The organism is Asticcacaulis sp. P2_B1, assembly GCF_056404915.1.
The window spans coordinates 254801-281254 of record NZ_JBFUDD010000003.1 but is presented as its reverse complement, the minus strand read 5'-3'; the positions used below and the strand labels follow the sequence as shown (position 1 = coordinate 281254).

The window sequence follows — 26454 nt, the reverse complement described above, 5'->3', positions numbered from 1 at the left end:
ATGAGTTCAACCTGGCTGTCACCGTCATTTATAAAGACCGCCTCCCCTTTCCTATTCCGATAAATCCGACGACAGTGTTCATAGGGCCGATTTTCCCTTGTTACACAGACATGGTTGCTGGCGACCGTGAAATGACCTCGCTCAGGTCCATATCCAAGATACACATAGCTTCCATCATGATAGAAAACCTCTGCCATATCGCAGCACTCGGGTCCGATTTCGACATCTGACAAAAGCGCGCGTACGTCCGTCTCATTCATCGCCGTCAAATCGACGACGGTCGGTACGTTTGTTGTGGCAAGCATCGGTGATGCGGCCAGCGTCAACGTGGCCAAGACTGCAGTTGCACGTGCTCGCATGTGACTGTCCCGCGTTAGTTGCGCCTAATAGGCACTCATACAGGGTCTGGGTAGGCCGTCAACCGCCCGTATCGCCACGTCGCACCCATTGCGGAGGGTGTTTTAGAGGGTCTTGTCCCTTTGCCCCGGCGGCGAAGTGCGGGGGGCGTAGTCCCTCGAATGCGGAGACTCGCTCACGGGCTATTCGAGAAGGTCGTGACTTGGAGAAATGGCCGGAGGTGCAGACGGAAGCCGTGGGACGGAGCGTCGGCATGGTCATAGCGGCCACCGAACACCTTTGCCGCTGCGAACTCGATATAACGGCTTTCCTTGCCCTGCACGACGCGCGCACCGGGGCAGTTCAGCAGGTCAAGCCGAACAACCGGTTCCGATACGCCTGCGCAACTGAGCGCAAGCGTCACGTCGCCAACCAGCGGCCAGATCGTAAGGCCGAGCGTTAATGGCCCGCGTTCGACGATATAGTCATACGAAATGCCGTATTCCTCCTCGACCGGCACGACCTCAAGCGCCTCAAGAAAGTCGAGCGGGTCCCACGAAAAATTAGGCATGTCTCTCCACCGCTTTGCAAATCCAACTCTGGCAATAGCCGCGATCGGGCCCTGTGTCACGACGGCGGCAGGTTTTCGTCGCAGTGCCGGCCTTCACGGTCATACTTTATGACCGTTGGTATCTAAGTATATTCCACGGGTGCCATTTCGGACTATGGCTCGGCCGCAAAGGCCGACGAGCGAATGAACTATCTCCCTGAGAGATATCTTGTCCTCTCATGCAATTGAATGTCATAACGAGGCAATCAGGCCGCGAAGTCGTCAAGTCAGAGCTTAATCCAACACGTCACCTTTCAGGGGTAAAAGTGAGAATGGCGACAATACCGCAAGGTCACCTGGGTGCACTTTTTGCCTTCAATGGCCGCACGAAGAGGTTGCCGTTTGCACTAACGGCATTGGCCATTCTTGTTTTGTAGCAGTTCCCGGATCCCGTGTTGACGACCTTGCTCCTCTATGGGGTCTCGGTGCACGCAGCGACCTTTACGGCCGTTCTGGTGCTTCTCGCCTGTCTGGCGTGGCCGCTTTCATGCGCCGCCGCCAGGCGTTTGCACGATGTCGGATTCAGCGGATGGCCCGCAGTAATCTATCTCGCCCATACCGCCTTGGTGCTGTTCTCACGCCTTTCCAACTGGCTCCCACTACCCCGCGCTGGCGCATGGGTTTATGATTCCCTATCCTGGCTGCTTCTCCTGACCACCTTGGTCTTGGCTGTACTCCCTGGCACCAAGGGCGAAAACAAGTATGGCGGCGATCCGCGTCAAGGCTCTAAAAAAGCGGTGGACGCTTTCTGACTGACGCATGTCCTATCGAATTAAGCCGATATGGCGTCGGATTATATGCTCGCGTCGATATGGTCCGCCACGCCGACGGCGGCTTCTGCCTGATGGAACTGGAACTGATCGAGCCCGACCTCTACCTGACCTATGACCTCGAAGCCTCCACGCGCTTCAAGGATGCCGTCGAAGCGGCGCTGCATATCGGCTGCGGCTGTCATTGATATATACCTCGAGGGCAAGACGGCGTTTCCTGGCCATATTAACAACGGTTGTAACTGGACAGGCGTTGCACGGCCTATAACCTCGCGGCCTTATCTGACCGTGGGGACATCATGAAAAAATTGCTTCTTCCGTTGTTTGCCGGGACCGCGTCTGCCTGGCTCATCTTGCCACACCCGGTTTTGGCCCAAAACTACTATGCGCAGCAGAATATCCAACGCGAGCACGACCAGTACATTCAGCAGCAAACCGAGCGCAACACCCGCTATTACAAGAATGACGGCGACTCCGATACCAGCTTTACCTTCCAATATGACCCTCCCGAGCCAGATCCCGAAACCGCGGACCACATCCGTGAGGAATGGGAACGTCAGCAATATGCACGTGCCCATCCGCTCGAAACCGGTTTAGCGGCCTATCTCGCCACGCAATCCTCCGATCCGGAACTCCCACGTCAGCAGACGCACGAAGAATACGCCGCCCAGGTCAAGTCTGTCGCCGACTCGGGCGATCCCGCGGCAAAGGAATCCTACGCCAACTGCCTCTACAAGGGCTACGGCGTCCCAATGAACAAGGCGGAGGCTTATCGCTACTACCGTGAGGCTTCCGCCCTGCGTCCTACCGCCGAAATGCAAGCGGCCGGCATGCTGATCAACGGGGACGGCGTTGCCAAGAATTTCGCCGAGGGCATGGCGCTTATGAAGCATGCCGCTGCGGCCGGGAACGCCGATGCCGCCGACTACGTGATGAGCGTGGAAGGCACCTATACGGATGAAACGGTGGAAGCGAGCGCCGCCAAGGGCGATTTTGACCCGATGATGCGTTTGGGCGTCGATTATCACAACGGCGAAAACGGCCGGGCGGAAGACAATGATAAGGCTTTTTCCTACCTCAAACGTGCTGCGGACGGCGGAAACCTGCAAGCCATGGTGTTCCTCGGGAATATGTACGAAAAGGGCGATGGAACCCCTGTCGATCACGCCCAAGCGATCACCTGGTACCTGAAGGCGGATGCGGCGGGCGAAGAAACCGCGCCTTTCGCCATCTGCGAATACTACCGTGAGAATGGCGGGGCGACGCCTGAAGAGATTCTCGGCTGGGCACAAAAAGCCGTGGCGGTCGAGCCCGTAGCAAGTAACTATCTTGAACTGGGCGCGGTGCAACTGGATCAAAAGGACGAAGTGTCGGCGCGGCAAAATTTCGCCAAGGCCGCGGAATTGGGAAGCGTGACAGGGCTGGCCCTGACCGGCATATATGAATGGCGGGGCGTAGCCGGCCCCCTGGACGCCGTGAACGGCTACAAGCATCTCATGGAGACGGCCGATAAGGGCAATGCCCGGGCCTTTAATGAACTGGGCCAAGGCTATCGTGATGGCGAAAATGGATTGCCGGTCGATCTGAACGTCGCCAACGCCTATTTCCTTAAGGCGGCCGAGGGGGGTTACAGGACCGGTCAATACAACCTGGCTCTGGCATACTGGTCGGGCAACGGAGTCGAGCAAAGCTATAAGCACGCCGGTTACTGGGCGGTCAAGGCGGCGGCGCAGGACCATCCCGACGCGCAATACATGATGGCGCTGCTTACCCAGGCCGGCATTGGCGGCGTCAAGGATCCGGCGCGCGCCGTCGAATGGATGGAAGCCGCCGCCGCCAATGGCAGTAACGACGCTATTGCCAAGATGGCTGAAGGATTTGACGGCCAATAGCACGTGCGTTCTGCCACTAGTGTGGTAAGGGATGCGCCGCAGCGCGTCATAGACTTCCTGGGCCGTCAGCGTTTATCGGCGTAAATGGCGGCTAAACCCTGCAAAAAAGCGACCGCCTCGATGGGGTCGAAGGGTTGTTTATCACCACCTTTTTGCAAGAATCAGCCGAGGTCCCCGGTTACGACGAGCGTTTCCGTTGCCAAATGTAAATTTAAATTTTACATATGGATTGAAAATCTAATTCCGCTAACGCAACCACGCTTGCTGAAGTGGTTCCGCTTCCGCGCCGGAACGCGTTTTTCCAATAGAAACAACAGGCAGGTATACAGTATGACATTCGATAAGCTCCATCCATCCCGGCGCGGCCTTTTGGGCGGGCTGGCCCTGACCGGCGCTATCGCCACAAGCCTGAGCACGCAGGGCTCGGCGAGCGCCGCTGAGAGCGGCCGTTTCATACTGGCGCCAACCCCGCCCATGGGCTGGAACAGCTGGAACAGCTTCGCTACCACCATTACCGAGGATCAGGCGCTGCAAACCGCGCGCATCATGGCCGAGAAGCTGTTACCGCACGGCTATAACGTCTTCACCATCGACATCCAGTGGTACGAGCCGAACGCCAGCAGCTATACTTACAGCGCCAAACCCCAGCCGGTCATGGACGGGTATGGCCGGCTGTGTCCTGCGCCCAATCGCTTCCCTTCCAGCGCCGATGGCAAGGGTTTCAAGGCGATTGCCGATCAGGTCCATGCACTTGGCCTCAAGTTCGGTATCCACCTGATGCGCGGTATTCCACGTCTGGCGGTCGAGAACAATCTGCCGGTTTTTGGCACGTCCCTTCACGCCCGCGACATCGCCGATACAGCCAGCATCTGTCCGTGGAATCCCGACATGTACGGCGTCGACATGCGCAAGCCCGGCGCGCAAGCCTATTATGACAGCGTGTTTGCCCTGTATGCGAGCTGGGGTGTCGATTTCGTCAAGATGGACGATATGAGCCGGCCTTATGACGCTCACGCGCCGGAAATCGAGGCGGCCCATGCGGCTATCCTCAACGGAGGGCGACCGATAATCCTGAGCCTGTCGCCCGGTGAAACCCCCGTGCCGCGTGGCGACCACGTTAAACGCTTTGCGCAGATGTGGCGCATCAGTGACGATTTTTGGGATGAATGGGCGCTTCTCGAGGCGCAGTTCACCCGGCTGGAAAACTGGAACTCAGGCCGGGCGCCGGGGGCCTGGCCCGATGCCGACATGCTGCCTCTGGGGCGCCTGGCTCTGGGGCAACGTGACACCAAATTCACGCCCGATGAGCAAAAAACCCTGATGACCCTTTGGTCGATCGCCCGCTCGCCGCTGATCATGGGTGGCGACCTGCGCTATCTCGATGACGCCACCCTTGCACTTCTGACCAATGACGAAGTGCTGGCCGTCAATCAGGCGAGCCATGATAACCAGCCGCATTTCTTCGCCGACGGCACACGGATCTGGACGGCGAAGGCCGCCAATAACGACGTTTATCTGGCCTTGTTCAACACGACCGATGCCGAAAAAGAGGTCGGTTTCGATCCCGCTGTGATCGGGCTTCAAGGTGCGCTTTCCGTGCGTGACCTGTGGGCGGGCAAGGCGCTGTCGCCGGTGGATGGACGGGTGAGCGTCAGCCTGCCCGCGCATGGCGCCGCGCTTTATCGTTTGAGCGCTGCTTGAGACTAGACATCGCCAGATTGCCATCAAAAAAGGCCCCGGCGTGACGTGGTGGCTTTCGAACTGTTGCCAAATTTGAACGCCTGCCTCGGGAGCTGACATTGACCTTATGCCGTTTTCTGGCTGCCGGATTGGCCATGATGTTCGCGTGTGGAGCGGCCTTTGCGGACGACCGGGAAAAGTTCCAGGTGGCCGTCACGGTCGACGACCTGACCGGGCAAGGCGCCTTGCCGCAAGGGGTGACGCGTCAGCAGGTGGCCGACGCGTTCCTGTCGGCCTTCAAGGCGCACGGCGTCAAGGAAGCGTGGGGCTTCGTCATCGGCAAAAGCCTGACCTGGGATCCATCGTCCGCCGGCGTCCTGGAAGCGTGGCGGGCGGCCGGGCACCCCGTGGGCAGTCACAGCTTTACGCATATGAATGCGGCGCAAAACACGGTCGAAGCCTTCGAGGCCGATATCGACAGCAATGAGCCCGTCCTGAGGTCGCTGATGGGCCAGGCGGACTGGCACTGGCTACGCTTTCCCAACCTCAGCGCCGACACGGACACCACGCACGCCGAGATCATGCGGTATGTGACGTCCAAGGGATACAAAATTGCCGATGTGACCATGAACTTCAATGACTGGGCCTATCCCGACGCCTATGCCCGTTGCCTCGCCAAGGGCGATACCGCGGCGATCGCGACGCTGCGCGAAACCTATGTGAGCGATGTGACCGCCGCGATCAAACGCGCCCGTATCTTGTCGAAGACGATCTACGGCCGCGAAATTCCGCAAGTGCTGCTGGTTCATATCAATGCTTTCACGGGCGAAATGATGCCGCAGATTCTCGGCGCCCTCGACGCCGAAGGCGCGGAATATGTCAGTCTGAAAGAGGCCGAAAGCGATCCGGCCTACGACTTCAGTGGTCCTGGATCGGCGCAAGGGATCATGCTTGAACGTGTGGCGCAGGAGCGAGGTATCGACATTCACGACGGTTCGATCGCATCGCTGCACGAGATTGGACCGATCATGACCACGTGCCAATAAGGGGTTCTCGGCATACCCGTGCAAAAACGTGCCGCTGGCGACGACGGACCGGTGTTTGACAATTAAACAACCGATTACGCTACTGTCCTGAATCTGAAATTCGCATAAGCGTTTTAGTTGAGATGAATTGTCCCGTTCGGAATTTATCTCATAAGACCGCCGATGTCCGGCGGGCGGAATATCGGTCGCAATTGATATGGAAGGGAAGAAATCAATCTTCCCCCTGTTCTCATACTGGACTTACCGCGCTCTTGCTCTCGCGGACGTGGGTAGACAGATTGAAGCTTTCGGGATCACACTGGACGATAACTTTGACCAGGTGGCAAAACAATAAGGCTGTAAGACGTTCCCGGAGGTCGTCTGCCGGTGTCAGCTCACGTTCTCCGCTCGAATTGCGCGGCCTTCAGCCTTAGCCAGGTTGCGGCAATGCGTTCGGGATCGCCGGAACGGGACGCGGAAAGATATGCGTCCAGCGCGGCGACTTCAGCGGCCGGGCCGCTCGGCATCTTCAAAGGTGTAGGCATAATGGATTCCATGTTGATACGCACACGGCTCGAACTGAACGCCTGATGTACAAGACATGCGGCATGTTTAGCAGGTTTAGCTTAACAACTTTCGCGAGATGCACTTGCCAGATTACCTCCTTATGGTCGAAGCCTGCCAATTTAACCTTCGTTATCCCTGTCCCGGATCAATGCCTCGTCGGCAATCAACGTTCCATGTGCGTTCGCAAATAATTCCGTTGCCGCCAATTTTGCGACCATCGGGCCGATGGGGCAAGTCGAAGACAGGTTGATTTTTTACAAACACTCCATTTACAACCTCCGGCGCTAATTTTTGAGGAGGCTTTCTAGATGAGCAAGAGTGCTTCTAAACAGCGTTCCAATCCGATTGATGTCTATGTTGGCGCCCGCGTTCGTTTGCGCAGGAAGTTCATTGGCATGAGCCAGGTTAAGCTTGGCGAGCGGCTTGGCCTTACTTTCCAACAGGTTCAAAAATACGAGCTCGGCGTTAATCGCATCAGCGCATCCAAGCTCTATCAAACCGCGCGCGCCCTGAACGTCCGGGTCGGCTACTTCTTCGAGGGCTTTGACGACCTCGATCAGACAGGCATTCAATCGTTCAAGGGCAACCAATTTTCGCATGATTTTCTCACCACGCGTGAGGGCATCGAATTTGCCGAGGCATTTCCGCGTATCCAAAAGCCCAAGCTAAGGCGCCAGGTCGTGGAGCTGGTCCGCACATTGGCAAATGACGCCGATTAGCACTGTCCGTTTTACGTGGCGACAATCCACATCGCGTTATTATTTAGTCCAGTGATACCGTTTCCCTGCGCGTCGGCTCACGCCGCCCCCCCGCTTGAGTCGGCATAACGCGGCGGGCGTCCTGCATACCAGGGCGCCCGTTCCTATTCGTCGCGAGACTGGAAAAGGCGGGTTGTATCTATGTGCAAGTGCATCAGGCGCTCTTTAACTTCGGAGACGGCGGCCGCATGATCGCCATGGCGGAAGGAAAAGAAAATGGGGTAGGTTGAGGCGGTTGATTGAATCTCCACACAGACCTGACACTCCGTGCCAACGTCCAAAACCTCAAACTTCATCGCCTGTAGCTCACCACCCATGGCGAAAGATAAGCAGCTAAAAATAAATTATCGCTGCTATTCCCTCGTGACGTCCGCAGAGCGCTAAAACTCAAAACCGCACTGCTCTTCCCAAAGAGCAATTTGGGCGTTTACCCTTTGCAGGTCGCTTCGGGCGTTCTCAATTTTCACACTATCGATTTGGTTTCGGGTGCTTTTTCGGGCCAGGGCTTCAATGGTGCGCTTGGCGTCGTCGCGAACTCTTAGGGCTGCCAATATTGCAGATGCTAAAACTTCGAGGTCAACCCCCGGCAGGCTGCCAACTTGAGGCGAGGCGCGCAGCCGCTCTTTAAGTACATCTAGGGAAGTGGGACTTTCGGACATACAAACCAATCGCTGGACGTCTGAAAAGCTTAGCCAAACAGTCGCAAGTTTTCGGTATGGAGGCTTTCCAGGATAAACAATTGTGTGTGAACGCCTGTTTCACCATTCCCCCAATTCGCCATTTCGGATTCCCGGTGGACCAATAACCTTGTGTCGTTAGCCATGAAGGCCAGGACATAACAGGCAAACCCAGGGATGCGGCTTGAGTGGCCCTGAGCCGTCGGCAGGCGCCTCTTATCCGGTCCGTTGGCTGTCCTCCTCGGCGGTTGTCTGGCTGCCGGCCATTGCCTGATACTTACAATCCGGGGGGTAATTCCCGATCAGAAAAAGAGCTGGCGTTGGCTACAGTCGCTGCAAGCAAGCGGGTGCCCAAAGCACCTTGCGCTCGCTATCTGACGAAAAGGAAAACGCTATGAAAATCGCAATTTTGGGCTTGGCCTCCGCCGTGTTGCTGAGCGGTTGTGCAACTGACGGCATGGGCGACATCAGCAAAGGGGCGATTATCGGGGGCGTCGGCGGTGCGGCCGTAAGCGCTGCGACCGGGCATGACGTCGTCAAGGGCGCCGTGATCGGCGCTGCCGCGGGCGCCGTCATCGGATACGTCGTCAAGGAGGGCAAGAAGCGTGAGCTTTACAGCGATGGCCATGGCCATACCTACTGGGTGGACGATAACGGCCAGCAACACTACACGGACTAGCGGCACCTAAAGCGCAATCAAACAAAAAGTGCTGCCCCCTTTCAGGGTGCGGCACTTTTTTTCTGAGGACGTCTTGCGGTAGTATCATACTAAATAATTGGACAGAATTGGATGAACTCTGAGCGATAATCCGGCCGATGTCCTGGCCCAGCGCCCCCCAAGGCGCCAAACGACGCGACCCAAAACGCCCGTTTTTCGTCCGCCAAACACCTCTCAGCCCCTTCCAAAACCGCTCCAACGCGCAAAAACCAGCCCCAAAAGTGCTCCCTGCATACGGGCGCGGCTGCCATTAACCATCACCACAACCCAAATATGTAAAAAGCGCTTGAAAAGCGATGTCCTTGCGGCTTTAGTCGCCTCAGGGGCCAGAAGGCCAAAAAAAAGAAGCTTGCCGCATGCCGGACGTCGCCCGAGTTCTATTTGTCGAAGACAGCGCTGCGGAAATCCGCCTGGTGACAAGCCTGCTCGATCGCGCCCATGTCCAGTTCGACGGCCACTGGGTATCTTCCGGCGAGGACGCTTTGCATTTCCTGCATCAGGATCCCGGCTTCGAAGCGGCGCCGCGGCCGGACATCATCTTCCTCGACCTCAACATGCCGCGCCTCGATGGCAACAGTGTTTTGCAGCACGTCCAGGGCGATGCCGGCTTGAAGGATATCCCGGTCGTCATCCTGAGCGGATCGGACCATTCTGACGACGTCGTCAAGGCGCGCGATCGCGGCGCCGTCCACTATCTCGTCAAGCCGCTCAACTATGAGAAACTGTGCGAGGCCGTGGCCCGCTGCCGCTCGCTACGATTGCAAGCCCAGGGCGACGACCTGCTGTTGTGCCTGGCCTGAAAACTGCCGTCCCTAGGCGGAACGACCCTCGTAACTAACGCCCAATCATTGCGGCATTATAATACCGCATACAAATGACCATATTGAGATTCGGAGCGTCGGTTTTTCGCGAATCCGACCACAACCACTCCGAATCTCGCTAATTCCACGGCTGCAAGCATTTGTGCAGATATTGCCCGTAATCGCTGCGGCCCAGGGCATTGGCCAGCGCCTCCAATTGCTCGGCGGTGATGAAACCGCGCCGCCAGGCGATTTCTTCCGGGCAGGAGATCTTGAAACCCTGCCGTTTTTCCAGGACGCGCACGAATTCTGCCGCGTCGAGCAGGCTGTCGGGCGTGCCGGTATCGAGCCAGGCATAACCGCGGCCGATCGGCTGGACACTGAGTTCGCCGCGCTCGAGATAGACGCGATTGACGTCGGTAATTTCATACTCGCCACGCGCCGACGGCGCCAGGTTGGCGGCGATATCGACGACCTGGGCATCGTAGAAATAGAGGCCGGTGACCGCCCAGTTGGACTTGGCGCGGATCGGCTTTTCCTCGATCGACAAGGCGCGCATCTGGCTGTCGAACTCGACCACGCCGTACCGCTCGGGATCCGAGACCTGATAGGCGAAGACGGTGGCGCCGTTCTCCAGGCGCGCTGCCTCGGTCAAAAAGGCCGGCAGGGAGGGACCGTAATAGATGTTGTCGCCGAGGATCAGGCACGAGGGCTGGCCCGCCACGAAATCGGCACCGATCTGATAGGCCTGGGCCAGGCCGCCCGGCTCGGGCTGGACGGCATAGGACAGTTGGATGCCCCATTTTTCACCGTCGCCCAGCAATTTCTGGAAGGCCGGCAGGTCGTAGGGCGTCGAGATGATCAGGATATCGCGGACACCGGCGACCATCAGGGTCGACAGCGGGTAATAGATCATCGGCTTATCATAGATCGGCATCATCTGTTTCGACATGCCGATGGTCATCGGAAACAGGCGCGAACCCGATCCGCCGGCTAAAATAATACCCTTCATCGAACTATCCCCCTCATGCTTACAAAACTCACTTACAGTACCCCCAGGCGTTCGCCGCTATAGACCTCGCCACGCAACGGCCGCCACCACGCTTCATTGTCGAGGTACCACTGGACCGTCCTGGCGATGCCGCTGTCGAAATCATCGCGGGCGCGCCAACCGAGCTCGGTTTCGAGACGGGTGGCGTCGATGGCGTAACGGTGATCGTGGCCCGGCCGGTCGCGGACAAAGGTGATCAGGCGGTCGTGCGGGGCGCCGGCAGGGCGAAGTTCGTCCATCAGGCCGCAGATACGGCGCACGACGTCGATATTGCTGCGTTCGTTGCGGCCGCCGACATTGTAGGTCTCCCCCAATTGCCCGCGGCTGCAGATCAGGTGCAAGGCGCGCGCGTGGTCTTCGACATAGAGCCAGTCGCGGACATTAGAGCCGTCGCCATAGACCGGCAAAGCCTTGCCTTCCATGGCGTTGAGGATATTGAGCGGGATCAGTTTTTCGGGGAAATGATAGGGCCCGTAATTGTTCGAACAGTTCGACACCACGACCGGCATGCCGTAGGTCCGGTGCCAGGCCTTGGCCAAATGGTCGGCCGAGGCTTTCGACGCGCTATAGGGCGACGACGGATCGTAGGGCGTGGTCTCGGTGAACAGGCCGTCGGGCCCAAGCGAGCCATAGACCTCGTCGGTCGAGACATGCAGGAAACGGAAGGCCGACTTGGCGTCCCCCGTCAGGCCGTTCCAGTAATGCCGCGCGGCTTCGAGCATGACGAAGGTGCCGACGATATTAGTCTGGATAAAGTCCGCCGCGCCCGTGATCGATCGGTCGACATGGCTTTCGGCAGCCAGATGCATGATATGGTCGGGGCGGAAGCTTTCGATCGCCTGGACCACGGCGGCGCGGTCGCAGATATCGGCCTGGACGAAGTGGTAATTATTGGCGCCTTCGATGGGCGCCAGGGAATCCAGATTGCCGGCATAGGTTAGCTTGTCGAGGTTGAGCACGTCGGCGCCCACCTCACCCACCAGATAGCGCACGACCGCCGAGCCGATAAAGCCGGCGCCCCCTGTTACCAGAACCTTCATTGCCCCTCCCCTTCTTGCAAATTATGTAGCGTCAGCAAGTCGATACACGCCGGTTGATAAGAGCTCAACCTGCCTGAAGCGACCAGGGCTTCGATCTCGTCCAAAGCCTTGCCGGGTTGGTTGAAAGCGAGCCCGCTCAGCTTCCATAACGGATATTGCCACCATTGCGCGGCCAGCAGGCGCTCAATCAGGGCTTCTGGGAAACGGTAGCGTATGATCCGCGCCGGTGATCCGCCGACAATGGCATAGGGCGGCACATCGTGCGTCACGACGGCGCCGGCGCCGATAATGGCCCCGTCGCCTATGCGCACGCCGTCGCGAATAATCGCGCTGCGGCCAACCCAAACATCGTTGCCGATGGTTGTCCGCTCCGAGTTTTTAAACGTCAGGACCTCGCGTTTCAGCGTATCGTCCCCTTCCAGGGCCTTGCCGAAACTATGCCATCCCCACGGATCTTCGCGATATTGAAATGGTCCGCTGCCCAGCCAATCGGTCGGGTGGCGGGTGGCGCCTACGGTAACATCCTCAGCGAACGAACAGTAGCGGCCGATGTCCAGATTCACGAACGACCCGCCCTGGGTATAGGTGAAGGCGCCGACGCACAAACGCACACCCGGCGCTATATTGCCGGCAAACACAAAGGGTGGCTCAAGACGACTGGTCGCGCTGTCCAACTTTTTGACGCCGCCGATAGCGGCGCCCGCGGCGCGCAATTTCGCATGGTCGAGATCGATAATCACGTGGCGCCTGTGTGCCGACCGGCTGCAAGTTCGGGCGTCTTGGCGGACGCGGCCAGCGCATTATCGATGGCGTCGATCGCCGCCCTGGCCTTGCCTTTCAGGTGAGGATACAGCTCCTGCATCAAGGTCGACTTGCGGAACTCGTCATAGGCCGCGACCCAGTTGCGGATGCCCCAGTCGGGCTTACGCTTGCCATCGGCGTCCGCCACGGAAATCGGCTCGCGGTTAGGACTGACGTGGATGCCCGGAACGGGCCGCCACATCTTGTCATGCTGGGGCAATCCTTTGCGGTCACAAATCATGCCGAGCACGTTTTCGTCGTTTTCACGCAGCAGGTTGATATCGCTCAGGTCAGGCAGAGGGTACATGGCCTCCCATTTGGCGAAGTGCAGACCCGTCATTCGACCCGTGCCTGTACGGCGACTATTGGCATAGGGCAGACCCATGCTGGCCATAAACTCAAGGTGCTGGGCTGGAAAGGTGCGATCGAGATAGATGATGTCGATATCGCCGATATAGATATTATCGGCATGGGTCAGCGGTTCGTTGAGGAAACGCACGGTGTGGGGCAGGACCTTCTTGCCGTCCCTTTGCCACGGCACATCACGTAACACGAACCGGTCGCCAAATTGCTCGTGCAGAACTCGAATCGCGTCGGGATTCGCCCTGGCGAAGGCGTCGGCCGACACCAGACCGACCTCGGCCCTGGCCTTTGGCACCGACCACAGGGCCGAGGCTATATAGAGCGGTGCGAAATCTTCGTAGCCGGCGTCAGCACAGGTGAAAAACAGAACGGGGGTCATAGTCGTTACTTTCGTGTCGGGTCGCGACTTAGGTTTGGCTTTCGCCTTGCGCGCGGTCGATACCGCAACCGGTCCAGCTTCGAGTTTGCGATCGGCCGCGGCCAACCGAGTCTGAGCGTTCTTGTCGTCAGGATCCAGAGCCAGGGCTGCCTTGGCGGCGTCGCGGGCATCGGCAAAACGACCCAATTGCAGCCAGACCTCAGATAAATGGGCATGGTAGGCGGCGACACCTGGCGCCATCTCAATGGCTTTCAGGGCGGGCGCCAGGGCCTCGGTCGGCTGGCGCTTGCGGATGTAGACCGCGCTGAGCCGGCGCAATATGCCGGGCCCGAGAAGACCGGAACGCTCCGGGACCAGGTCTACCGCCTTTTTCAAGGTGGCTTCGGCCTCGTCCAGGGTGCCGGCATGGACCATGATCAGGGCCGCGTCGTTCAGGGTGGAAGCGTCCTGAGGGAAATAGTCGACCATTTTGTAGGCGTTTAAAAGCGCCTTCGGCAGGTTCTTTTGCGCCAGGTAGATCTTGCCGGCGAGCACGAGTGCCGCCTTGTCGTCAGGCGCGGTCTCCAGCAGAGCCTCGATCATATCCTGAGCAAGGTCGAGCTTTTGCGCCGCTAAAGCTTCCTTCGCGACCAGCATATGGAACTCGAGGATCTCACCGGGCTTGAACTGTTCCAGGCGACGGTCGAAGAGCGTTTTGGCCGCCTCCGGATTGCGTTTGGCGTAGGCCTTGCACACGGTCATGATGCGAACAGCGGCGGAGCGGCGCACGCGGCGCGCCGTCGTCGCCAATCCGTGACTGTCCCCGGCCAGGCACATTTCGAACAGATCGACCATGGGCTGGGTGCCGCGAAACAGCATGATGGGAAAATGCGTGGTGAAGGGCAAGGGGACTTCGACAACGGCGGGCGCGGCCTGGCGAATCAAGCGGACATTTTCGCGGTCGTCACCATAGATCGGATCGTAAAAGACGTAGGCTGTCCCCTGGACATCGTCCTCACGGATCGCCATCCCGGCGTGGAGCTCCGACTGAAACCAGACTGCGAAGCGCTTATCGAAATAGCTCACGTCCGCCGGGTCAATCGAATATTGCGGAGCAAAGGACAGGACATGTGTCGCGCCTAACCGCGCGCTATGCTTCAACGCGGCATAACCGCCCATCGAGGTCCCAATGACGATGATCTTCTTGTAGGCGCGTAAAATATCGCCGATCGCTTGAACGGCGCTTTCGACCTCGGCCTGCGGATACCAGCTGGACGTCCGCGGCATGAAACCGATGACGCTGATATCTGCCTTTTCCGCCACCGCCTTCAACCAATAGAACTCGCCATTGGCAACCTCGTTCTTGGTGCCGAAGGAGACCACCAGATAATCGCTGCGGCCGTGGCGCCAGAGGACTTCGATGTTATCGGAGCTGTGCACCACGCCCTCACCGGGCAGGGATGCGTCACGGTCGTCGTGCAAAAGTGTATCTAACGATGGTTGCACGGACTGGCTCGCGGTTTCAAACAACAGGGTCATACGACCTGACCAATCGCATTCAATTCCGAAAGGGCGGCTTTTTCAACCGTATAGTCAAAACCTTTCGTGATCGCCTTGACCCGCATGCGGATTCTATCCTCGTGGGTCATGGCGAAAACCGAGTGTACCGCGCGCAGAATCGATTCGTCGTGGCGCGTGTCGACTATAAAACAGTTTTGCCCATCGACGCCGTATTCATAGACACCGCCGTGGGCCGGCACGATCGCCATGGCGCCACACGACATCGCTTCGATGGCGGTGCGGCCAAAGGCCTGAAAATCCGACAAGTCCAGGAACAGGTCGGTCGTGCGCAGCAATTCACCCACCTCGCGGCGCGACAACACGCCGCGCATCTCGATTCGGGAATCGACGGCAAGGCCGCCCTCGACCAGTTCGTCGGGACTGCAGCCGAACACGATCAGTTCGGCACGCCATCCAAAAGTTACCGCCAGGCTGTTCAAAATGCGCAAGGTTCGATGCGGCGCCCGGCGCGGCGTGGCCGGCCTGAGCATGCTGACGACGCGCAGCTTACGGGTCGGGTCGGAATCCGCCAGCACGTCGGCAATCCTCGGATAGTAAACCGAATGATCGATGCTCGGCTCGACCTTTACGACGCTGACGTCGTGATTGAGCTGGACGACTTCTTGTAGCCAGCGGGTCTTGGCAAAATGAACCATGCCCGGAATGAGGCCATAGGAAGCATAGGCTATCCGCCAGTCATCGCTGTCGCCTTCGTAGAAGAACGGTTCGTAGTCCTGGATGTAGTAGGCCGTATGCAGATCCGAAAAATCCTTCATGACGGCGGCAAGAGTGTGGACCGACTTATTGGTCGTGGCGATGACGACGCGTGGATCCAGTTGCCGTATCAAATCGCCGAGGCTCGCCGTGCCATTGAACCCGTAGATGTGCTGACTGATTGTCGGCAAGTCGGCATAGCGGGCGGCGAGGTTGTCGGCATTGCCGGCGTTGACGGCGATGACGGCCGGTTGACCGAGCGCCCACATGGCCTCGGCTTCCTGCATCACGCTGTGCGCGCCGCCGCTTCCCCCCTTGACGGGCAGGAGAAACATGACGGGACCGGTCAAGCGCGCCACACAGTCGGCCGGATGACAACATCGTCATTGACCGCTTCCGGCGGCACATCGTTGCCAAAAGCTTCCATTTCGATTTGCATGGCGGCGATCAGGCGGTCGCGCAAGGCACTGAGCGCGGGCGATTCACGCATCTGCGTTTCCAGAGCCGTGAAATTGATTTCCGGGTGGCGTTTACGCAGGAGGACATTGGACTTTTTCGATAATTCGCGACGCCGCTCAGCGCCGAAACTTCGCGATTTCTTGTGATAAACATAGGCGTTGTCGGCCACGCGCAGCGAATAACCCAGTTTGGCGACCCGCAAGCACAGATCGTTCTCCTCACCGTAACCCATAGGGAATGCATCGTCGGCGAAATAACCCACCTCTTCGAGGACAGCACGCCGGAACATGGTGCAAAAACCATTGAGAAGCGGGAAGACGGGGTAATCGGATTCGGACATCTCCTCAATCAAGGTGGCCATATCGTCGACCGTCATACCGCTCAACAGAGGGTTAACCGCCCATTCCTTGCCGCTCTTGGTCAGGGGCACCGACTGCCATGATGCAGCGTTGGACAACGGCCCTGCCGCGGCTGTATCTGGGGACGCGCTCAAGGCCATATAGAGCTTGTCGAGCCAACCTTTCGAGACCACGACGTCGCTGTTGAGGAGCACGACATAGTCCGCGCTCGTTCGTTGCAGGGCCTGATTGATATTGCGCGTATAGCCGAGGTTTTCGGAATTGGTGTGGCAACGGACACGCGGATCACTTTCCGCCATTTCACGCAGCCGCCCGGCTGTGTACGGCTCGGAGCCGTCGTCGGACAGGACGATTTCGAAAGGTGAGTTCGTGTGGCGCAGGATCGAACGCACGCACTCTTCGACATCCATGGCGGCATTATAGACCGGAATCACGATCTGCACGAACGGCGTGTGGGTGGGGCGTTGCGGAACGCCCCGTGCGCGCGCGGTTCCTGAAAAAAGCGACACGGGCTGGTCCAGCTGCCACAAAGGCGACAGCCGCAGCATCTTCACCTGACTGCGGATATTGCTGTCTTCGAACGCGCCTTCGATAACCACGGGCGGGGTTACGGTCCGGCGTACCGCGGTCAGCTCCGGTTCGAAGATGACCACATCGCCGGCACCATCGAATTCGAAGGCGACGGCCAGGCGATCGTCGGGCCCGAGTTGGGCCAGCATGTCGGCGGTGATCGTCACCGGCAAATGCGTCAGCCGTACCGTTTGCTGGACGGCAATATTCTTGCGTACGCTGGCCAACCGTTCAACGGAGATCTGACCATTGACGGATTTGAGGCGCGCGACAAAGATTTCACGGATAGCCAGCGCGCCCAGCGAGGCATCGAGCGGCGTGCGCAGACCGCAACTGAAATGATAGATGCCCGCCCGGGGGCGATCGCCTTCCAGAGGGTTCAACAGGCGCGCATAGGTTCCCACCGGCGGTTCGGCGAGATGAACCCTCATACCGTAGGTGCGACTAACGCCGCCTATATTCGATACTTCGGTCAGACTGACAGCCATGGCCGGCGGTTTGCCGGTACGGAAATCGACAAGCCAGTCCGCCGCCGTTTCCTGAAAGCGGCTGGTAACGGCTTGATGAATGTCGTGCTGCCAACGGCGGAATTGCGGATTCCGCATCAGATTGGCGGCTGAGAGCGGCTCAACCTCAAACTCGGCGACGGGCTCCTTCTCGGGCAGGAAGGCGGCGGCGATCTGGTTATAGTCTTCCGGATAGATCGACAGGTCGCGCTGGATGGCATTGATCAACTGCTCATAGGCAGGCGGAACTGGCCGTCGCTGCGCCAGGGCACTCTTGACCGACGCCAGCAGGAGCGGCCGGACCGTCGCATAGCCGAAGTCGCGCATATAGGCCGTGCGCGCCACCTGTCCCTGCGCCTTACACAGGTCATCGTCGCCCAGGATACGCAACAGCGCGCTTTTCAGACCTTCTTTTTCGACGTCGATGACCGCGCCTTCGGCCAGCAAGTCTGCCAGAGGCGGCACCGGACGAACCAGAATGGGCCTGGCCATGGCCATGCCGTCGGTCAGCTTGGCGGGAAATTGATGATCGGTGATGAGCGATTCGTCCTGCCAGACGCAAATGACGTCGGCAATATTGACCAGCTCGGCAGCGCGCGAAAAGGGCTGGTCGCCGAACAGCGCCATGCGAACCTTGCTGAATTGCGCCAGATCCTCGCGTATTTCGGGCTGGCGAATCCGGCCCATGATACAGAAGACGATATTCGGGTCTTCGAGTTCGTTCAGCGCCGCGCCGATTTCGTTCAGCCCCTTGTGCGGCCGCGGCGTGCCGAAGAACAGCACGATCTTGTCCGAGGGGCGGAAACCGAGCTCGGTCCGCGTCGCTTCACGATCATAGAGTGCGGGATCGAAGACGCGTTCATCGCGCGCGTGGGCCACGATCTGACCGCCGAAACGCTTCTGCAGCGGGGTGTTGGACACCGTGACCGCATCGGCCAGATCCAGCATGCTGTCGGCATAGCGGGTCCACAGCTCGACATAGGGCTGCCCCCAGTCATTGTCGCGCAGGGCGACAAGCAGGTCGTCGAGGCCGAGGCCCTTTTCGGTGTCGAAGAAGGCCAGTTCGAGATCGTCGACGTCGACGACGACGACCGACTTATGGAAGAGCTTGTACAGCAGCGCCATGAACAGGCTCGGGAAACGCGCTTTACAGGCGATGACAACGTCGTAGGGGTGTTCCTTGACGAAGCTGATGCTGCGCAGGACGAATTGGGCGAAATTGTCAGCCTGGAAAAAGTGCAGCGGAAAGGCTAGCGAATCGGCGACCGGCTCCCAGACGGACTTGCCCCACGCCGAAAACAACGGCCCGACCAGTTCGACATTATAGTCATCCTCGAGCATGTCGGCCAACAGGAAGGCGCGGCCCAGGGGATTGTGGCTCACACTCCAACTGATGACGCCCAACGACAGGCGGCCGATTACAGGCGGGGACGCGACGCGCGGCATGAGGGTTTGATACTGCCCGCCGGACGATGTTTTCAACCGGGCGGGCGCGGCGACCGGCGCCACTGCCGCGGGCGCGGCTTCGGCGAAGGCGAAGTTCGTCAGGTAGAGCTTTTTGACGCCCGGCTCGATCGATATGGCGATGTAATATTTCTCGCCTTCGACATAGTCGTCGACAATCCGTTGCCGGCGAAAGGTTTTCCAGCGCGCGCACGCCTTGTCCTGAAAGCGCAGGCGGAAAAGCGAATCGTATTTCTTGGTCTTGCTGGTGCGCACCAGGCCGACCCATTGAATAGGGCTTTCATGTTCGGGACACATGACGTCGACGCTGATGTCGAACATTTTGCCGAACGGTAGGGTGGCTGGATCGACTTCCTGCAGAAGGCGGACCCATTCCTTTTTATAATTTTCGGTACAGATGCGAAGGACGCGTTGGAAACGGCCATCCTTTACCATTTCCACTTCGGAAAATTCGGTTTGCAATTCATCCCGGTCAGTCGGGACGTGCAATATCCAATTATCTGAAGACGTGCCGAATTTCGGGTAAGGGCGCTTACGAAATCTGTCGAGAAAGTTGGGGTTATTAATCAAACTCGCCATCGATGGTTTCGAATGCCACTATAAGACGGACAATAGATTTATCCGCACGCCATATGTTAAGTATATCGGCAAAAATAAGGCTATGCGCGTCGCCATGTCAAAGTATAAATTTCCAATAAATTTTATAATGCCGTTACGCCATTTATGAATATTTTACTACGGTATAATTATACCATATAGTTGCTTTAAGATCGTTTAAGAGGAAGTTGGTTCGGATTGACTCCTTAAATCAGCGGCAGGGTCTCAACACCGACCTTCGGGCACAGGTCGCGGACAATGCAGATATCGCATTTTGGCTTGCGCGCGACGCAGACATAGCGGCCGTGCAAAATCAGCCAGTGATGCGCCCGCGTCAGCCACTTTTTCGGAATGGTGGCCATCAATTGCGCCTCGACCTTGTCAGGGGTATTAGCCGCGGCATCGACTAGGCCAAGGCGGTGCGACACACGGTAGACGTGGGTGTCGACGGCGATGGCCGGCTCAATATTCAACTCGTTGAGCACGACACTGGCGGTCTTGTTGCCGACGCCGGGCAGGCTGAGCAAGGCTTCGCGGTTGAGCGGAACCTCGCCGCCATAGCGCTCGATCAGGATCCGGGACATCTCCATGACGTTCTTGGCCTTGTTGCGGTACAGGCCGATGGAGTTGATCATCTGCATCAGGCGGGGTTCGCCGAGCGCCAGCATGTCGTGTGGATTGGAAGCGAGCTTGAATAGTGGGCCGGTCGCCTTGTTGACCGAGACGTCGGTGGCCTGAGCCGACAAGGCGACGGCGACAACCAGGGTGAAGGGATTGGTGAAGTTCAGTTCGGTGCGCGGGTCGGGCTTGTCTTCCTCGAAGCGGTCGAACAGGGCTTTTATAAGCTTGCTGCTAGGCTTCGGCATGAGCTTCTTCGGCGATAACCTGTTCCCACTTCAGCCATTTCTCGGTGATGGCGGCGTTGAGGTCGATGCCTTCGGCGCGCGCCATCAGCAACAGCATGCACAGGACATCGGCCATCTCCATGGCGACCTCCTGCTTGGCCGGCTTGGCGTCGCGGCGCGAGCGGTGCGTCATGGCGAGATAACTTTGAGTCAGTTCACCCATCTCTTCCTGGATCTTGAGCAGGTGCCAGTCGCCGCCGCGGTCGACGTCATAGACGCGGCCGTAACGGTCGGAAATGGCCTTCAGACGGTCGATGAAGTCTTCGAGATTGGGGATGGGTTGGGACATGTCGCGCGCACACGTGTTCTGGTGATGTTCCAGTCAGTGTTAAGGGCGATTCTCGTGGGCGGCAAGGCGCTTCACTGGGCGTCGGCCATATCGGCGGCGAATTTGCCGAAATCCCGGGCCGATGTCTTCGCCGCGTCCAAGGCGTCGGGCACATAGGCCGTGGTTTGCAGGAAGCCGTGGATCAGGGAGGTACGGGTTTCCAGAATGCCGCCCGGCAAGTTATGGCTCGCGAACAAGGCCTTGCTGAAAGCGGCCTGGGAGTCCGTCAAGGGGTCGAATCCCGCAGTCACGATATAGGCAAAAGGCAGGTCACGCAGATCGGCCTGCATAGGCGAGGTGTCTTCCGAGGTCGTGGCCACGCCGGCGGGATAGACCTGGTCGGCGAGATATTTCAGATTGTCGGCGTCGAGACCATAGCCGGTGCCGAAAGCCTTTATGGAGGGATAGTCGTTCACGCGATCGACTCCCGGATAGTAGAGCAGCATGGCGGCCGGCATGGGTTTGTGGCCTTCGCGGGCGCGCAGGGCGACGGCTATGGCGAGCGTGCCGCCGGCGCTGTCACCGCCCACCGAGACCGTGCTGCCGCCCAGGGTCTTGGCCTGGTCGACGGCCCACAGATAGGCGTCTTCGGCATCGTTCCAGGCCGCGGGATAGGGGCTTTCGGGCGCCAGGCGGTAGCCGACAGAGACGACGATCATATGGGCTTCATTGGCGATCAGCCGGACCGTGCGGTCCCAGCCGTCGATACTGCCGAACATGAAGCCGCCACCGTGGTAATAGACTAGGACCGGCAGGGGTTTGTCGCTGGCCGGGCGGTAGGTGCGGATGGGGATTTGCACGCCGTCGCGGCCCGCGATCATGCTGTCCTCGGTCGCCACTTCGGGCGTCGCCAGGGTATGCAGATCCCAATAACGATCCAGCGCCGCGCGGGTGGCGGCGCGGCCTTCGGGGGTCTTGTAGCTGTTGCGCAGATAGGCCTGGACGGGCGGCGCCGAGGCCGGGCGAGTCACGTTTTCCAGAACATATTGCAGGCGGGCATCGAGGAGGTCGTCACCGGAGGATTCCCGCGGCCCCTTGAGGTGGGCGATGAACCAGTCTTCGGTTTGGTTGAGAGCATCGAGCTGGGATTGCTCGGCCGGGGTCGGGGTGATCGGCTCCGCCTGGACCGAGGTGGCCAGCGCCAAAGCGGCCACGGCGGCGATAAAATAATGTCGGATCATGTCCCTGCCCCTTTTTGTTAAGGCGGAGGCTAACCCACGCTGGGCGATAATTCAACGCTTGTTGGAGTTGCGTCAGCGTGGACGGGTGTTTATGGTTCGGCGATGACAGCTATTCTCTTTGTTTGCCTTGGCAATATCTGCCGCTCGCCCCTGGCCGAGGGCGTCTTCCGCCACCAGGCGCACAAGGCCGGGCTTGACCACCTGTTCGAGATCGACTCGGCCGGTTGCGGCGGTTGGCATGCCGGCGACCCGCCCGACAAACGGTCGATCGCCATTGCCGCAAAGCATGGCGTCGTCATTCATGAGCAGCAGGCGCGCCAGATAAGGCCAGAGGATTTCGACCGCTTCGACCTGATCCTCGGCCTCGACCGCGACAATGTCGCCCACCTGACGGCCATGCAGCCCAAGGGCGCCAAGGCCCGGTTCGCGCTCTATCTCGAAGAAGCGCTGGATGTGCGCAAGGACGTGCCCGATCCCTATTACGGTCCGCCGCGCGATTTCGAAGAGGTTTTCAAGCTGTGCGAAAAAGCCTCGGCCGCCCTGTTGAACAGGCTGGTAAGCGGCTAATTTTCAGGGCATTGTGGCGCACAACTTGCAACCCCACCTCATAAACTCAAGTGAGACCTATGGCTGAATCCGACGATCAAATGGACTTTTTCAAACGCGCCGACGATGTGATCGCCGTGGCCAATGAACAGTTGAAGACTTCGCGCTCCGACCGCGTGGCGGCCTCGACGGCCTTCGCCGCCGCGCGTTTCGCCGTCTGGGCGGTGTGCACGACGACGACCGAACAGTCCCAGGTGGCGCAGCGGCGCGACCAGTTTCTTGAAAACTTCGTCACCGGCTATCGTCAGATGCTGATCGACAATTTCAACGATCACGAAAAGAACTTCGACACCTATCACCCGGCCCTGACCACGCCGGCACCGCTTTAACACCCGATACGAGTAAGCCCATGTCCACTCCCGATCCCAAATTCGACCGGCGCGTCGAAGCCAATATCCAATTGTACAACGCCCAAATGGCTGGCGAGCCCCAGGCCAATATGGTCGCGGCCTCGGCGGCTTTTGCCGCGGCGCGCTTCGGCGTGTGGGTAACCGCCAATATGACCATGACCCAGCCTGAGTTCGTGGCCATGCGCAAGGATACCGTGGCGGCGATGACCGAAGGCTTCCGCCAGATGCTGGAGCAGCATTATGACGAGGTGGCGCAGAACTACGACACCTATCTTCCCCCCAAGCCCGGCGTCGCGACGCGGTAAGGACAGACCATGAACGATATCACCGGGGGCGACCCCAACTTTTTCGTGCGTTCCAACGCCCATATCGACCTGTCCAATGCCCAGGTTCGCGATGACGGGGGCCGTATCAATGGCGTGGCGGATTCGATGATCTACGCCGCGGCGCGCTTCGCGGCGTACTTCGTACGCAGGAGTTGCAAGACGCGCGAGGAAATGACAACCCAGATGGCCGCTCATAGCTGGCGGCTTACCGAGTTGTTCCGGGAATGCCTTGAGGTCAATATGCGCGAAAATCTCGAGCGTTTCGACGAGAAATAGTTACAGGATATAGCGGCTGAGATCGGCGTCGCCGGCAATGTCGCCGAGGCGTTTCTTGACGTAGTCGGCGTCGATTTCGACCGTCTGGCCCGACATGTCGGACGCTGCATAGCTTAAGTCCTCCATCACCTTTTCGATGACGGTGTGCAGCCGGCGGGCGCCGATGTTTTCGACCTTCGCATTGACGGTGGCCGCGGCCTCGGCCATGGCGGCGATGGCGCCATCGTCGAAGGTCACCGTGACGCCTTCGGTCGCCATCAGGGCCTGATTCTGCTGGATCAGATTGGCTTCGGGCTCGCTCAGGATGCGCCGGAAATCGTCCTGGGTCAGGGCCTTGAGCTCGACGCGGATCGGCAGGCGGCCTTGGAGTTCCGGCAGCAGGTCCGACGGCTTAGAGACATGGAAGGCGCCCGAGGCGATGAACAGGATATGGTCGGTTTTGACCGGTCCGTACTTGGTCGAGACGGTGGTGCCTTCGATCAGCGGCAAGAGGTCGCGCTGGACGCCTTCGCGCGACACGTCGGCGCCGCTGCGGTCGGAACGGCTGGCGACCTTGTCGATTTCGTCGAGGAAGACGATGCCTTCGTCTTCCGCCAGTTTCAGGGCTTCCATGGCGACGGAATCCTGGTCCAGAAGCTTGTCGGACTCTTCGGTAATCAGCAGCGGAATGGCTGCCTTGACCGTGGTTTTGACGGTTTTCTTGCGGCCGCCCATGGCTTTCGACAACATGTCGGACAGGTTGAAGGCGCCGTTCTGCGGCTGGCCCGGGATCTCGATCATGCCGATCGACGAGCCGGTTTCGCTGACCGAAATCTCGATTTCCTTGTCGTCCAGTTCGTTGGCGCGGACCTTTTTGCGGAAGCTGTCGCGCGTCGCCTGACCGGCGGTGTCGCCGACGAGAGCGTCGAGGACGCGCTCCTCGGCCTGTTGTTCGGCCTTGGCACGGACGCCGGCGCGGTTCTTGTCGCGCACCATCAACATGGCGGCCTCGACCAGGTCGCGGACGATTTGATCGACGTCGCGGCCGACATAGCCGACCTCGGTGAACTTGGTCGCTTCGACCTTGATAAAGGGGGCGTTGGCCAGGCGCGCCAAGCGGCGGGCGATCTCGGTCTTGCCGACGCCGGTGGGCCCGATCATCAGGATGTTTTTCGGCGTGATTTCGTCACGGATCGCAGGATCGGTGTGCTTGCGGCGCCAACGATTGCGCAGGGCGACGGCGACGGCCTTCTTGGCGTCGTGGTGGCCGATAATGTGGCGGTCGAGTTCGGAGACGATTTCGCGGGGAGAAAAGGTAGTCATGTTTCAGGCATTCAAGGTTGGAGTGCGGGACATCAGCGTGACTTGACCCCAGCGCGGGCTGTCATGCTGCTGATAGATGGTAAAGCCGGCTTTCGCGAAGGCCGAGATAGCGCGGGCATTTTTGGAATCGGGATCGATCAAAAGTTTCGGCGCGCCCTTGGCCAGCAGGTCGTCGCTGAATTGGCGCAGGATTTGGGGCCCAAGGCCTTCGCCGGTCAGGGTGACATCGCCGATAAACATGTCGAGGCCGAGCACACCCTTGGGCTGGCCGGCAAAATAGAAGGCGTTGTCGGCGGAGTCCGGCCATTCCGAATACGGGTCGTAATATTGAATATAACCGATCGGGCGTTTGTTGAGCTCGATGATAAAGGCGGCGCCGTCATCGGATCCGATAAAGCTCAGGGCCTCCTCGACCTCGTCTTCCGCCGTCGAGCCGTCCTGGTGCCACCACAGTCTGACGTGCGGCGAATTCATCCAGATCATCAGGAGACCGGCGTCCTGGTCGCTCAAGGGCCGGAAGGTGATCATGATGGCCGCCCCTCAAGCTTCAGGATCTGCTTGCGCACATCCTGTGAGCAAATCTCGGTTTTTTCGAAAATATGACCATCCGGCCAAATTAAGCCAACATCAACGGCAGCATGCTTGAGCGTATCGACGTCCTCGGCACGGGCATAGGCCCAAAGCTTCCATTTAGGTATCGCATAGGACCACCACAGCCAGGCCAGCGGAATATTGAAAAGGCTCAAGACCAGCAATATTGTTGTAAGAAAACTTGGTATGCCGGCCGTCTTTAAGACCTCAGCCGTCATATACAAAGTCAGCAGCCAGGGGGCAACAATGATAACCAGGATCGGCAGGTTGACGGTACAGGCTCCCCGCCAAAGTGCCTGTTTGACGCTGACATGACGGGCCGCATTGTTCATTAAAGCGTTTCGAGCGTCAGATGGTCATTGGTATAGACGCAGATGCTCGAAGCGATCTTCATGGCCTTGCGGGCAATGACTTCGGCGTCTGGTTCATATTCGAGCATGGCGCGGGCGGCCGACAGGGCGTAGACGCCGCCAGAACCGATGGCGGCGACGCCGTCCTCGGGCTCGAGCACGTCGCCGACCCCGGTCAGGGTCAAGATATGGTTCTTGTCCGCCACCAACAGCATGGCCTCGAGACGGCGCAGATAACGGTCGGTGCGCCAGTCCTTGGCGAGATCGACACAGGCGCGGGCCAATTGGTCCGGGAACAGTTCCAACTTGGCTTCGAGGCGTTCGAGCAGGGTGAAGGCGTCGGCGGTGGCGCCGGCGAAGCCGGTAATGACCTTGCCGCCGGCAAGGGTCCGCACCTTCTTGGCGCCGCCCTTGACGATGGTGGCGCCCATGGACACCTGGCCGTCGCCGGCGATGACTGTCTTGTTGTTGTGGCGCACGGCGACGATGGTGRTGCCGTGCCAGTTGGGGAAGGGAGAATTGTGATCGCTCATGGCAGTGTAATTGGCGCTTTTCGGCTTGCGG

The 26454-nt window shown here is 59.1% G+C and carries 27 protein-coding genes; 12 read left to right on the top strand and 15 right to left on the bottom strand.

Translation table 11 applies throughout. The features are described 5' to 3' along the window. Nucleotides 1-532 precede the first annotated feature (532 nt). Complete coding sequence (locus tag AC1DX3_RS10530) at nucleotides 533-907, bottom strand: hypothetical protein (RefSeq protein WP_476989235.1); 375 nt, start codon at nucleotides 905-907, stop codon at nucleotides 533-535. Between the two features lie 434 nt (nucleotides 908-1341). Between AC1DX3_RS10530 and AC1DX3_RS10525 the strand changes: the two genes are divergently transcribed. From AC1DX3_RS10525 to AC1DX3_RS10500, 6 genes are all read left to right on the top strand, one after another. Beyond that, entirely contained in the window at nucleotides 1342-1698 is a 357-nt protein-coding gene (locus AC1DX3_RS10525; protein WP_476989234.1) for a DUF805 domain-containing protein, read from the top strand. A 59-nt stretch (nucleotides 1699-1757) separates the two neighbouring features. Next, nucleotides 1758-1904, top strand: a complete 147-nt coding sequence (locus AC1DX3_RS10520; RefSeq protein ID WP_476989233.1) for a hypothetical protein — start codon at nucleotides 1758-1760, stop codon at nucleotides 1902-1904. 111 nt (nucleotides 1905-2015) lie between these two features. Beyond that, nucleotides 2016-3608: a tetratricopeptide repeat protein gene (locus AC1DX3_RS10515; protein WP_476989232.1), complete on the top strand. Its 1593-nt coding sequence runs from the start codon at nucleotides 2016-2018 to the stop codon at nucleotides 3606-3608. Between the two features lie 330 nt (nucleotides 3609-3938). Beyond that, a complete protein-coding gene (locus tag AC1DX3_RS10510; protein ID WP_476989231.1) occupies nucleotides 3939-5309 on the top strand; it encodes a glycoside hydrolase family 27 protein in 1371 nt (456 codons plus the stop codon). Nucleotides 5310-5443: 134 nt separating this feature from the next. Further along, a complete protein-coding gene (locus AC1DX3_RS10505) occupies nucleotides 5444-6334 on the top strand; it encodes a polysaccharide deacetylase family protein (protein ID WP_476989230.1) in 891 nt (296 codons plus the stop codon). An 854-nt stretch (nucleotides 6335-7188) separates the two neighbouring features. Then, the gene (locus AC1DX3_RS10500) at nucleotides 7189-7599 is read left to right on the top strand and encodes a helix-turn-helix domain-containing protein (protein WP_476989229.1); all 411 of its coding nucleotides are present in this window, start codon (nucleotides 7189-7191) and stop codon (nucleotides 7597-7599) included. A gap of 419 nt (nucleotides 7600-8018) precedes the next feature. Here AC1DX3_RS10500 and AC1DX3_RS10495 read toward each other — a convergent pair whose 3' ends face one another. Next, nucleotides 8019-8297, bottom strand: coding sequence for a hypothetical protein (locus AC1DX3_RS10495; protein WP_476989228.1), 279 nt, complete (start codon nucleotides 8295-8297; stop codon nucleotides 8019-8021). Nucleotides 8298-8709: 412 nt separating this feature from the next. Between AC1DX3_RS10495 and AC1DX3_RS10490 the strand changes: the two genes are divergently transcribed. Beyond that, nucleotides 8710-8994, top strand: coding sequence for a YMGG-like glycine zipper-containing protein (locus AC1DX3_RS10490; RefSeq protein ID WP_476989227.1), 285 nt, complete (start codon nucleotides 8710-8712; stop codon nucleotides 8992-8994). 395 nt (nucleotides 8995-9389) lie between these two features. Further along, nucleotides 9390-9833, top strand: coding sequence for a response regulator (locus AC1DX3_RS10485; protein ID WP_476989226.1), 444 nt, complete (start codon nucleotides 9390-9392; stop codon nucleotides 9831-9833). Between the two features lie 139 nt (nucleotides 9834-9972). On the opposite strand, the gene rfbA is transcribed toward AC1DX3_RS10485, so the two are convergent. The 9 genes from rfbA to AC1DX3_RS10440 form a co-directional block, all read right to left on the bottom strand. Further along, complete coding sequence (rfbA, locus tag AC1DX3_RS10480; RefSeq protein ID WP_476989225.1) at nucleotides 9973-10845, bottom strand: glucose-1-phosphate thymidylyltransferase RfbA; 873 nt, start codon at nucleotides 10843-10845, stop codon at nucleotides 9973-9975. Nucleotides 10846-10877: 32 nt separating this feature from the next. Continuing rightward, entirely contained in the window at nucleotides 10878-11924 is a 1047-nt protein-coding gene (gene rfbB, locus AC1DX3_RS10475; RefSeq protein ID WP_476989224.1) for a dTDP-glucose 4,6-dehydratase, read from the bottom strand. Next, nucleotides 11921-12664, bottom strand: a complete 744-nt coding sequence (locus tag AC1DX3_RS10470) for a CatB-related O-acetyltransferase (RefSeq protein ID WP_476989223.1) — start codon at nucleotides 12662-12664, stop codon at nucleotides 11921-11923. The genes rfbB and AC1DX3_RS10470 overlap by 4 nt, the downstream gene beginning before the upstream one ends. Then, nucleotides 12661-14985 carry a tetratricopeptide repeat protein gene (locus AC1DX3_RS10465; RefSeq protein WP_476989222.1) on the bottom strand — a complete coding sequence of 775 codons (2325 nt, stop codon included), beginning with the start codon at nucleotides 14983-14985 and terminating at the stop codon, nucleotides 12661-12663. The genes AC1DX3_RS10470 and AC1DX3_RS10465 overlap by 4 nt, the downstream gene beginning before the upstream one ends. Continuing rightward, nucleotides 14982-16079, bottom strand: coding sequence for a glycosyltransferase family 4 protein (locus AC1DX3_RS10460; RefSeq protein ID WP_476989221.1), 1098 nt, complete (start codon nucleotides 16077-16079; stop codon nucleotides 14982-14984). Before AC1DX3_RS10460 ends, AC1DX3_RS10465 begins: the two co-directional genes overlap by 4 nt. Continuing rightward, nucleotides 16067-19513 (bottom strand): glycosyltransferase, encoded by a 3447-nt coding sequence (locus tag AC1DX3_RS10455; RefSeq protein ID WP_476989220.1) that lies wholly within the window; start codon nucleotides 19511-19513, stop codon nucleotides 16067-16069. Before AC1DX3_RS10455 ends, AC1DX3_RS10460 begins: the two co-directional genes overlap by 13 nt. A gap of 368 nt (nucleotides 19514-19881) precedes the next feature. Beyond that, nucleotides 19882-20541, bottom strand: coding sequence for an endonuclease III (gene nth / locus AC1DX3_RS10450; RefSeq protein WP_476989219.1), 660 nt, complete (start codon nucleotides 20539-20541; stop codon nucleotides 19882-19884). Continuing rightward, on the bottom strand, nucleotides 20528-20869 hold the full coding sequence (locus tag AC1DX3_RS10445) for a pyrophosphohydrolase domain-containing protein (RefSeq protein WP_476989218.1): 342 nt from the start codon (nucleotides 20867-20869) through the stop codon (nucleotides 20528-20530). Before AC1DX3_RS10445 ends, nth begins: the two co-directional genes overlap by 14 nt. A gap of 71 nt (nucleotides 20870-20940) precedes the next feature. Beyond that, nucleotides 20941-22089, bottom strand: a complete 1149-nt coding sequence (locus tag AC1DX3_RS10440; protein ID WP_476989217.1) for an alpha/beta hydrolase — start codon at nucleotides 22087-22089, stop codon at nucleotides 20941-20943. A gap of 102 nt (nucleotides 22090-22191) precedes the next feature. Between AC1DX3_RS10440 and AC1DX3_RS10435 the strand changes: the two genes are divergently transcribed. From AC1DX3_RS10435 to AC1DX3_RS10420, 4 genes are read left to right on the top strand one after another with little or no spacing between them, the layout of a single operon-like run. Beyond that, nucleotides 22192-22656 (top strand): low molecular weight protein-tyrosine-phosphatase, encoded by a 465-nt coding sequence (locus AC1DX3_RS10435; RefSeq protein WP_476989216.1) that lies wholly within the window; start codon nucleotides 22192-22194, stop codon nucleotides 22654-22656. Nucleotides 22657-22715: 59 nt separating this feature from the next. Next, on the top strand, nucleotides 22716-23024 hold the full coding sequence (locus tag AC1DX3_RS10430; protein WP_476989215.1) for a DUF3144 domain-containing protein: 309 nt from the start codon (nucleotides 22716-22718) through the stop codon (nucleotides 23022-23024). A gap of 20 nt (nucleotides 23025-23044) precedes the next feature. Further along, nucleotides 23045-23350, top strand: coding sequence for a DUF3144 domain-containing protein (locus tag AC1DX3_RS10425; protein WP_476989214.1), 306 nt, complete (start codon nucleotides 23045-23047; stop codon nucleotides 23348-23350). 9 nt (nucleotides 23351-23359) lie between these two features. After that, complete coding sequence (locus tag AC1DX3_RS10420) at nucleotides 23360-23647, top strand: DUF3144 domain-containing protein (protein ID WP_476989213.1); 288 nt, start codon at nucleotides 23360-23362, stop codon at nucleotides 23645-23647. Here AC1DX3_RS10420 and hslU read toward each other — a convergent pair whose 3' ends face one another. The 4 genes from hslU to hslV are packed head-to-tail and all read right to left on the bottom strand — an operon-like array spanning nucleotide 23648 to nucleotide 26423. After that, the gene (gene hslU, locus AC1DX3_RS10415) at nucleotides 23648-24949 is read right to left on the bottom strand and encodes an ATP-dependent protease ATPase subunit HslU (protein ID WP_476989212.1); all 1302 of its coding nucleotides are present in this window, start codon (nucleotides 24947-24949) and stop codon (nucleotides 23648-23650) included. It lies immediately after the preceding gene. Nucleotides 24950-24952: 3 nt separating this feature from the next. Beyond that, a complete protein-coding gene (locus AC1DX3_RS10410) occupies nucleotides 24953-25477 on the bottom strand; it encodes a GNAT family N-acetyltransferase (protein WP_476989211.1) in 525 nt (174 codons plus the stop codon). Beyond that, the gene (locus AC1DX3_RS10405) at nucleotides 25474-25872 is read right to left on the bottom strand and encodes a hypothetical protein (protein WP_476989210.1); all 399 of its coding nucleotides are present in this window, start codon (nucleotides 25870-25872) and stop codon (nucleotides 25474-25476) included. The genes AC1DX3_RS10410 and AC1DX3_RS10405 overlap by 4 nt, the downstream gene beginning before the upstream one ends. Then, nucleotides 25872-26423 carry an ATP-dependent protease subunit HslV gene (hslV, locus tag AC1DX3_RS10400; RefSeq protein ID WP_476989503.1) on the bottom strand — a complete coding sequence of 184 codons (552 nt, stop codon included), beginning with the start codon at nucleotides 26421-26423 and terminating at the stop codon, nucleotides 25872-25874. The genes AC1DX3_RS10405 and hslV overlap by 1 nt, the downstream gene beginning before the upstream one ends. Nucleotides 26424-26454: the final 31 nt, after the last annotated feature.

Coding starts and splice junctions, on each gene's coding strand:
- AC1DX3_RS10500 (WP_476989229.1), top strand. CDS start 7,189: ATGAGCAAGAGTGCTTCTAAACAGCGTTCCAATCCGATTGATGTCTAT.
- AC1DX3_RS10430 (WP_476989215.1), top strand. CDS start 22,716: ATGGCTGAATCCGACGATCAAATGGACTTTTTCAAACGCGCCGACGAT.
- rfbA (WP_476989225.1), bottom strand. CDS start 10,845: ATGAAGGGTATTATTTTAGCCGGCGGATCGGGTTCGCGCCTGTTTCCG.
- AC1DX3_RS10485 (WP_476989226.1), top strand. CDS start 9,390: ATGCCGGACGTCGCCCGAGTTCTATTTGTCGAAGACAGCGCTGCGGAA.
- AC1DX3_RS10440 (WP_476989217.1), bottom strand. CDS start 22,089: ATGATCCGACATTATTTTATCGCCGCCGTGGCCGCTTTGGCGCTGGCC.
- hslU (WP_476989212.1), bottom strand. CDS start 24,949: ATGACTACCTTTTCTCCCCGCGAAATCGTCTCCGAACTCGACCGCCAC.
- AC1DX3_RS10520 (WP_476989233.1), top strand. CDS start 1,758: ATGGTCCGCCACGCCGACGGCGGCTTCTGCCTGATGGAACTGGAACTG.
- AC1DX3_RS10510 (WP_476989231.1), top strand. CDS start 3,939: ATGACATTCGATAAGCTCCATCCATCCCGGCGCGGCCTTTTGGGCGGG.
- AC1DX3_RS10530 (WP_476989235.1), bottom strand. CDS start 907: ATGCCTAATTTTTCGTGGGACCCGCTCGACTTTCTTGAGGCGCTTGAG.
- AC1DX3_RS10495 (WP_476989228.1), bottom strand. CDS start 8,297: ATGTCCGAAAGTCCCACTTCCCTAGATGTACTTAAAGAGCGGCTGCGC.
- AC1DX3_RS10515 (WP_476989232.1), top strand. CDS start 2,016: ATGAAAAAATTGCTTCTTCCGTTGTTTGCCGGGACCGCGTCTGCCTGG.
- rfbB (WP_476989224.1), bottom strand. CDS start 11,924: ATGAAGGTTCTGGTAACAGGGGGCGCCGGCTTTATCGGCTCGGCGGTC.
- AC1DX3_RS10505 (WP_476989230.1), top strand. CDS start 5,444: ATGATGTTCGCGTGTGGAGCGGCCTTTGCGGACGACCGGGAAAAGTTC.
- AC1DX3_RS10420 (WP_476989213.1), top strand. CDS start 23,360: ATGAACGATATCACCGGGGGCGACCCCAACTTTTTCGTGCGTTCCAAC.
- AC1DX3_RS10490 (WP_476989227.1), top strand. CDS start 8,710: ATGAAAATCGCAATTTTGGGCTTGGCCTCCGCCGTGTTGCTGAGCGGT.
- AC1DX3_RS10425 (WP_476989214.1), top strand. CDS start 23,045: ATGTCCACTCCCGATCCCAAATTCGACCGGCGCGTCGAAGCCAATATC.
- AC1DX3_RS10405 (WP_476989210.1), bottom strand. CDS start 25,872: ATGAACAATGCGGCCCGTCATGTCAGCGTCAAACAGGCACTTTGGCGG.
- AC1DX3_RS10435 (WP_476989216.1), top strand. CDS start 22,192: ATGACAGCTATTCTCTTTGTTTGCCTTGGCAATATCTGCCGCTCGCCC.
- AC1DX3_RS10445 (WP_476989218.1), bottom strand. CDS start 20,869: ATGTCCCAACCCATCCCCAATCTCGAAGACTTCATCGACCGTCTGAAG.
- AC1DX3_RS10410 (WP_476989211.1), bottom strand. CDS start 25,477: ATGATCACCTTCCGGCCCTTGAGCGACCAGGACGCCGGTCTCCTGATG.
- AC1DX3_RS10465 (WP_476989222.1), bottom strand. CDS start 14,985: ATGACCCTGTTGTTTGAAACCGCGAGCCAGTCCGTGCAACCATCGTTA.
- AC1DX3_RS10455 (WP_476989220.1), bottom strand. CDS start 19,513: ATGGTAAAGGATGGCCGTTTCCAACGCGTCCTTCGCATCTGTACCGAA.
- nth (WP_476989219.1), bottom strand. CDS start 20,541: ATGCCGAAGCCTAGCAGCAAGCTTATAAAAGCCCTGTTCGACCGCTTC.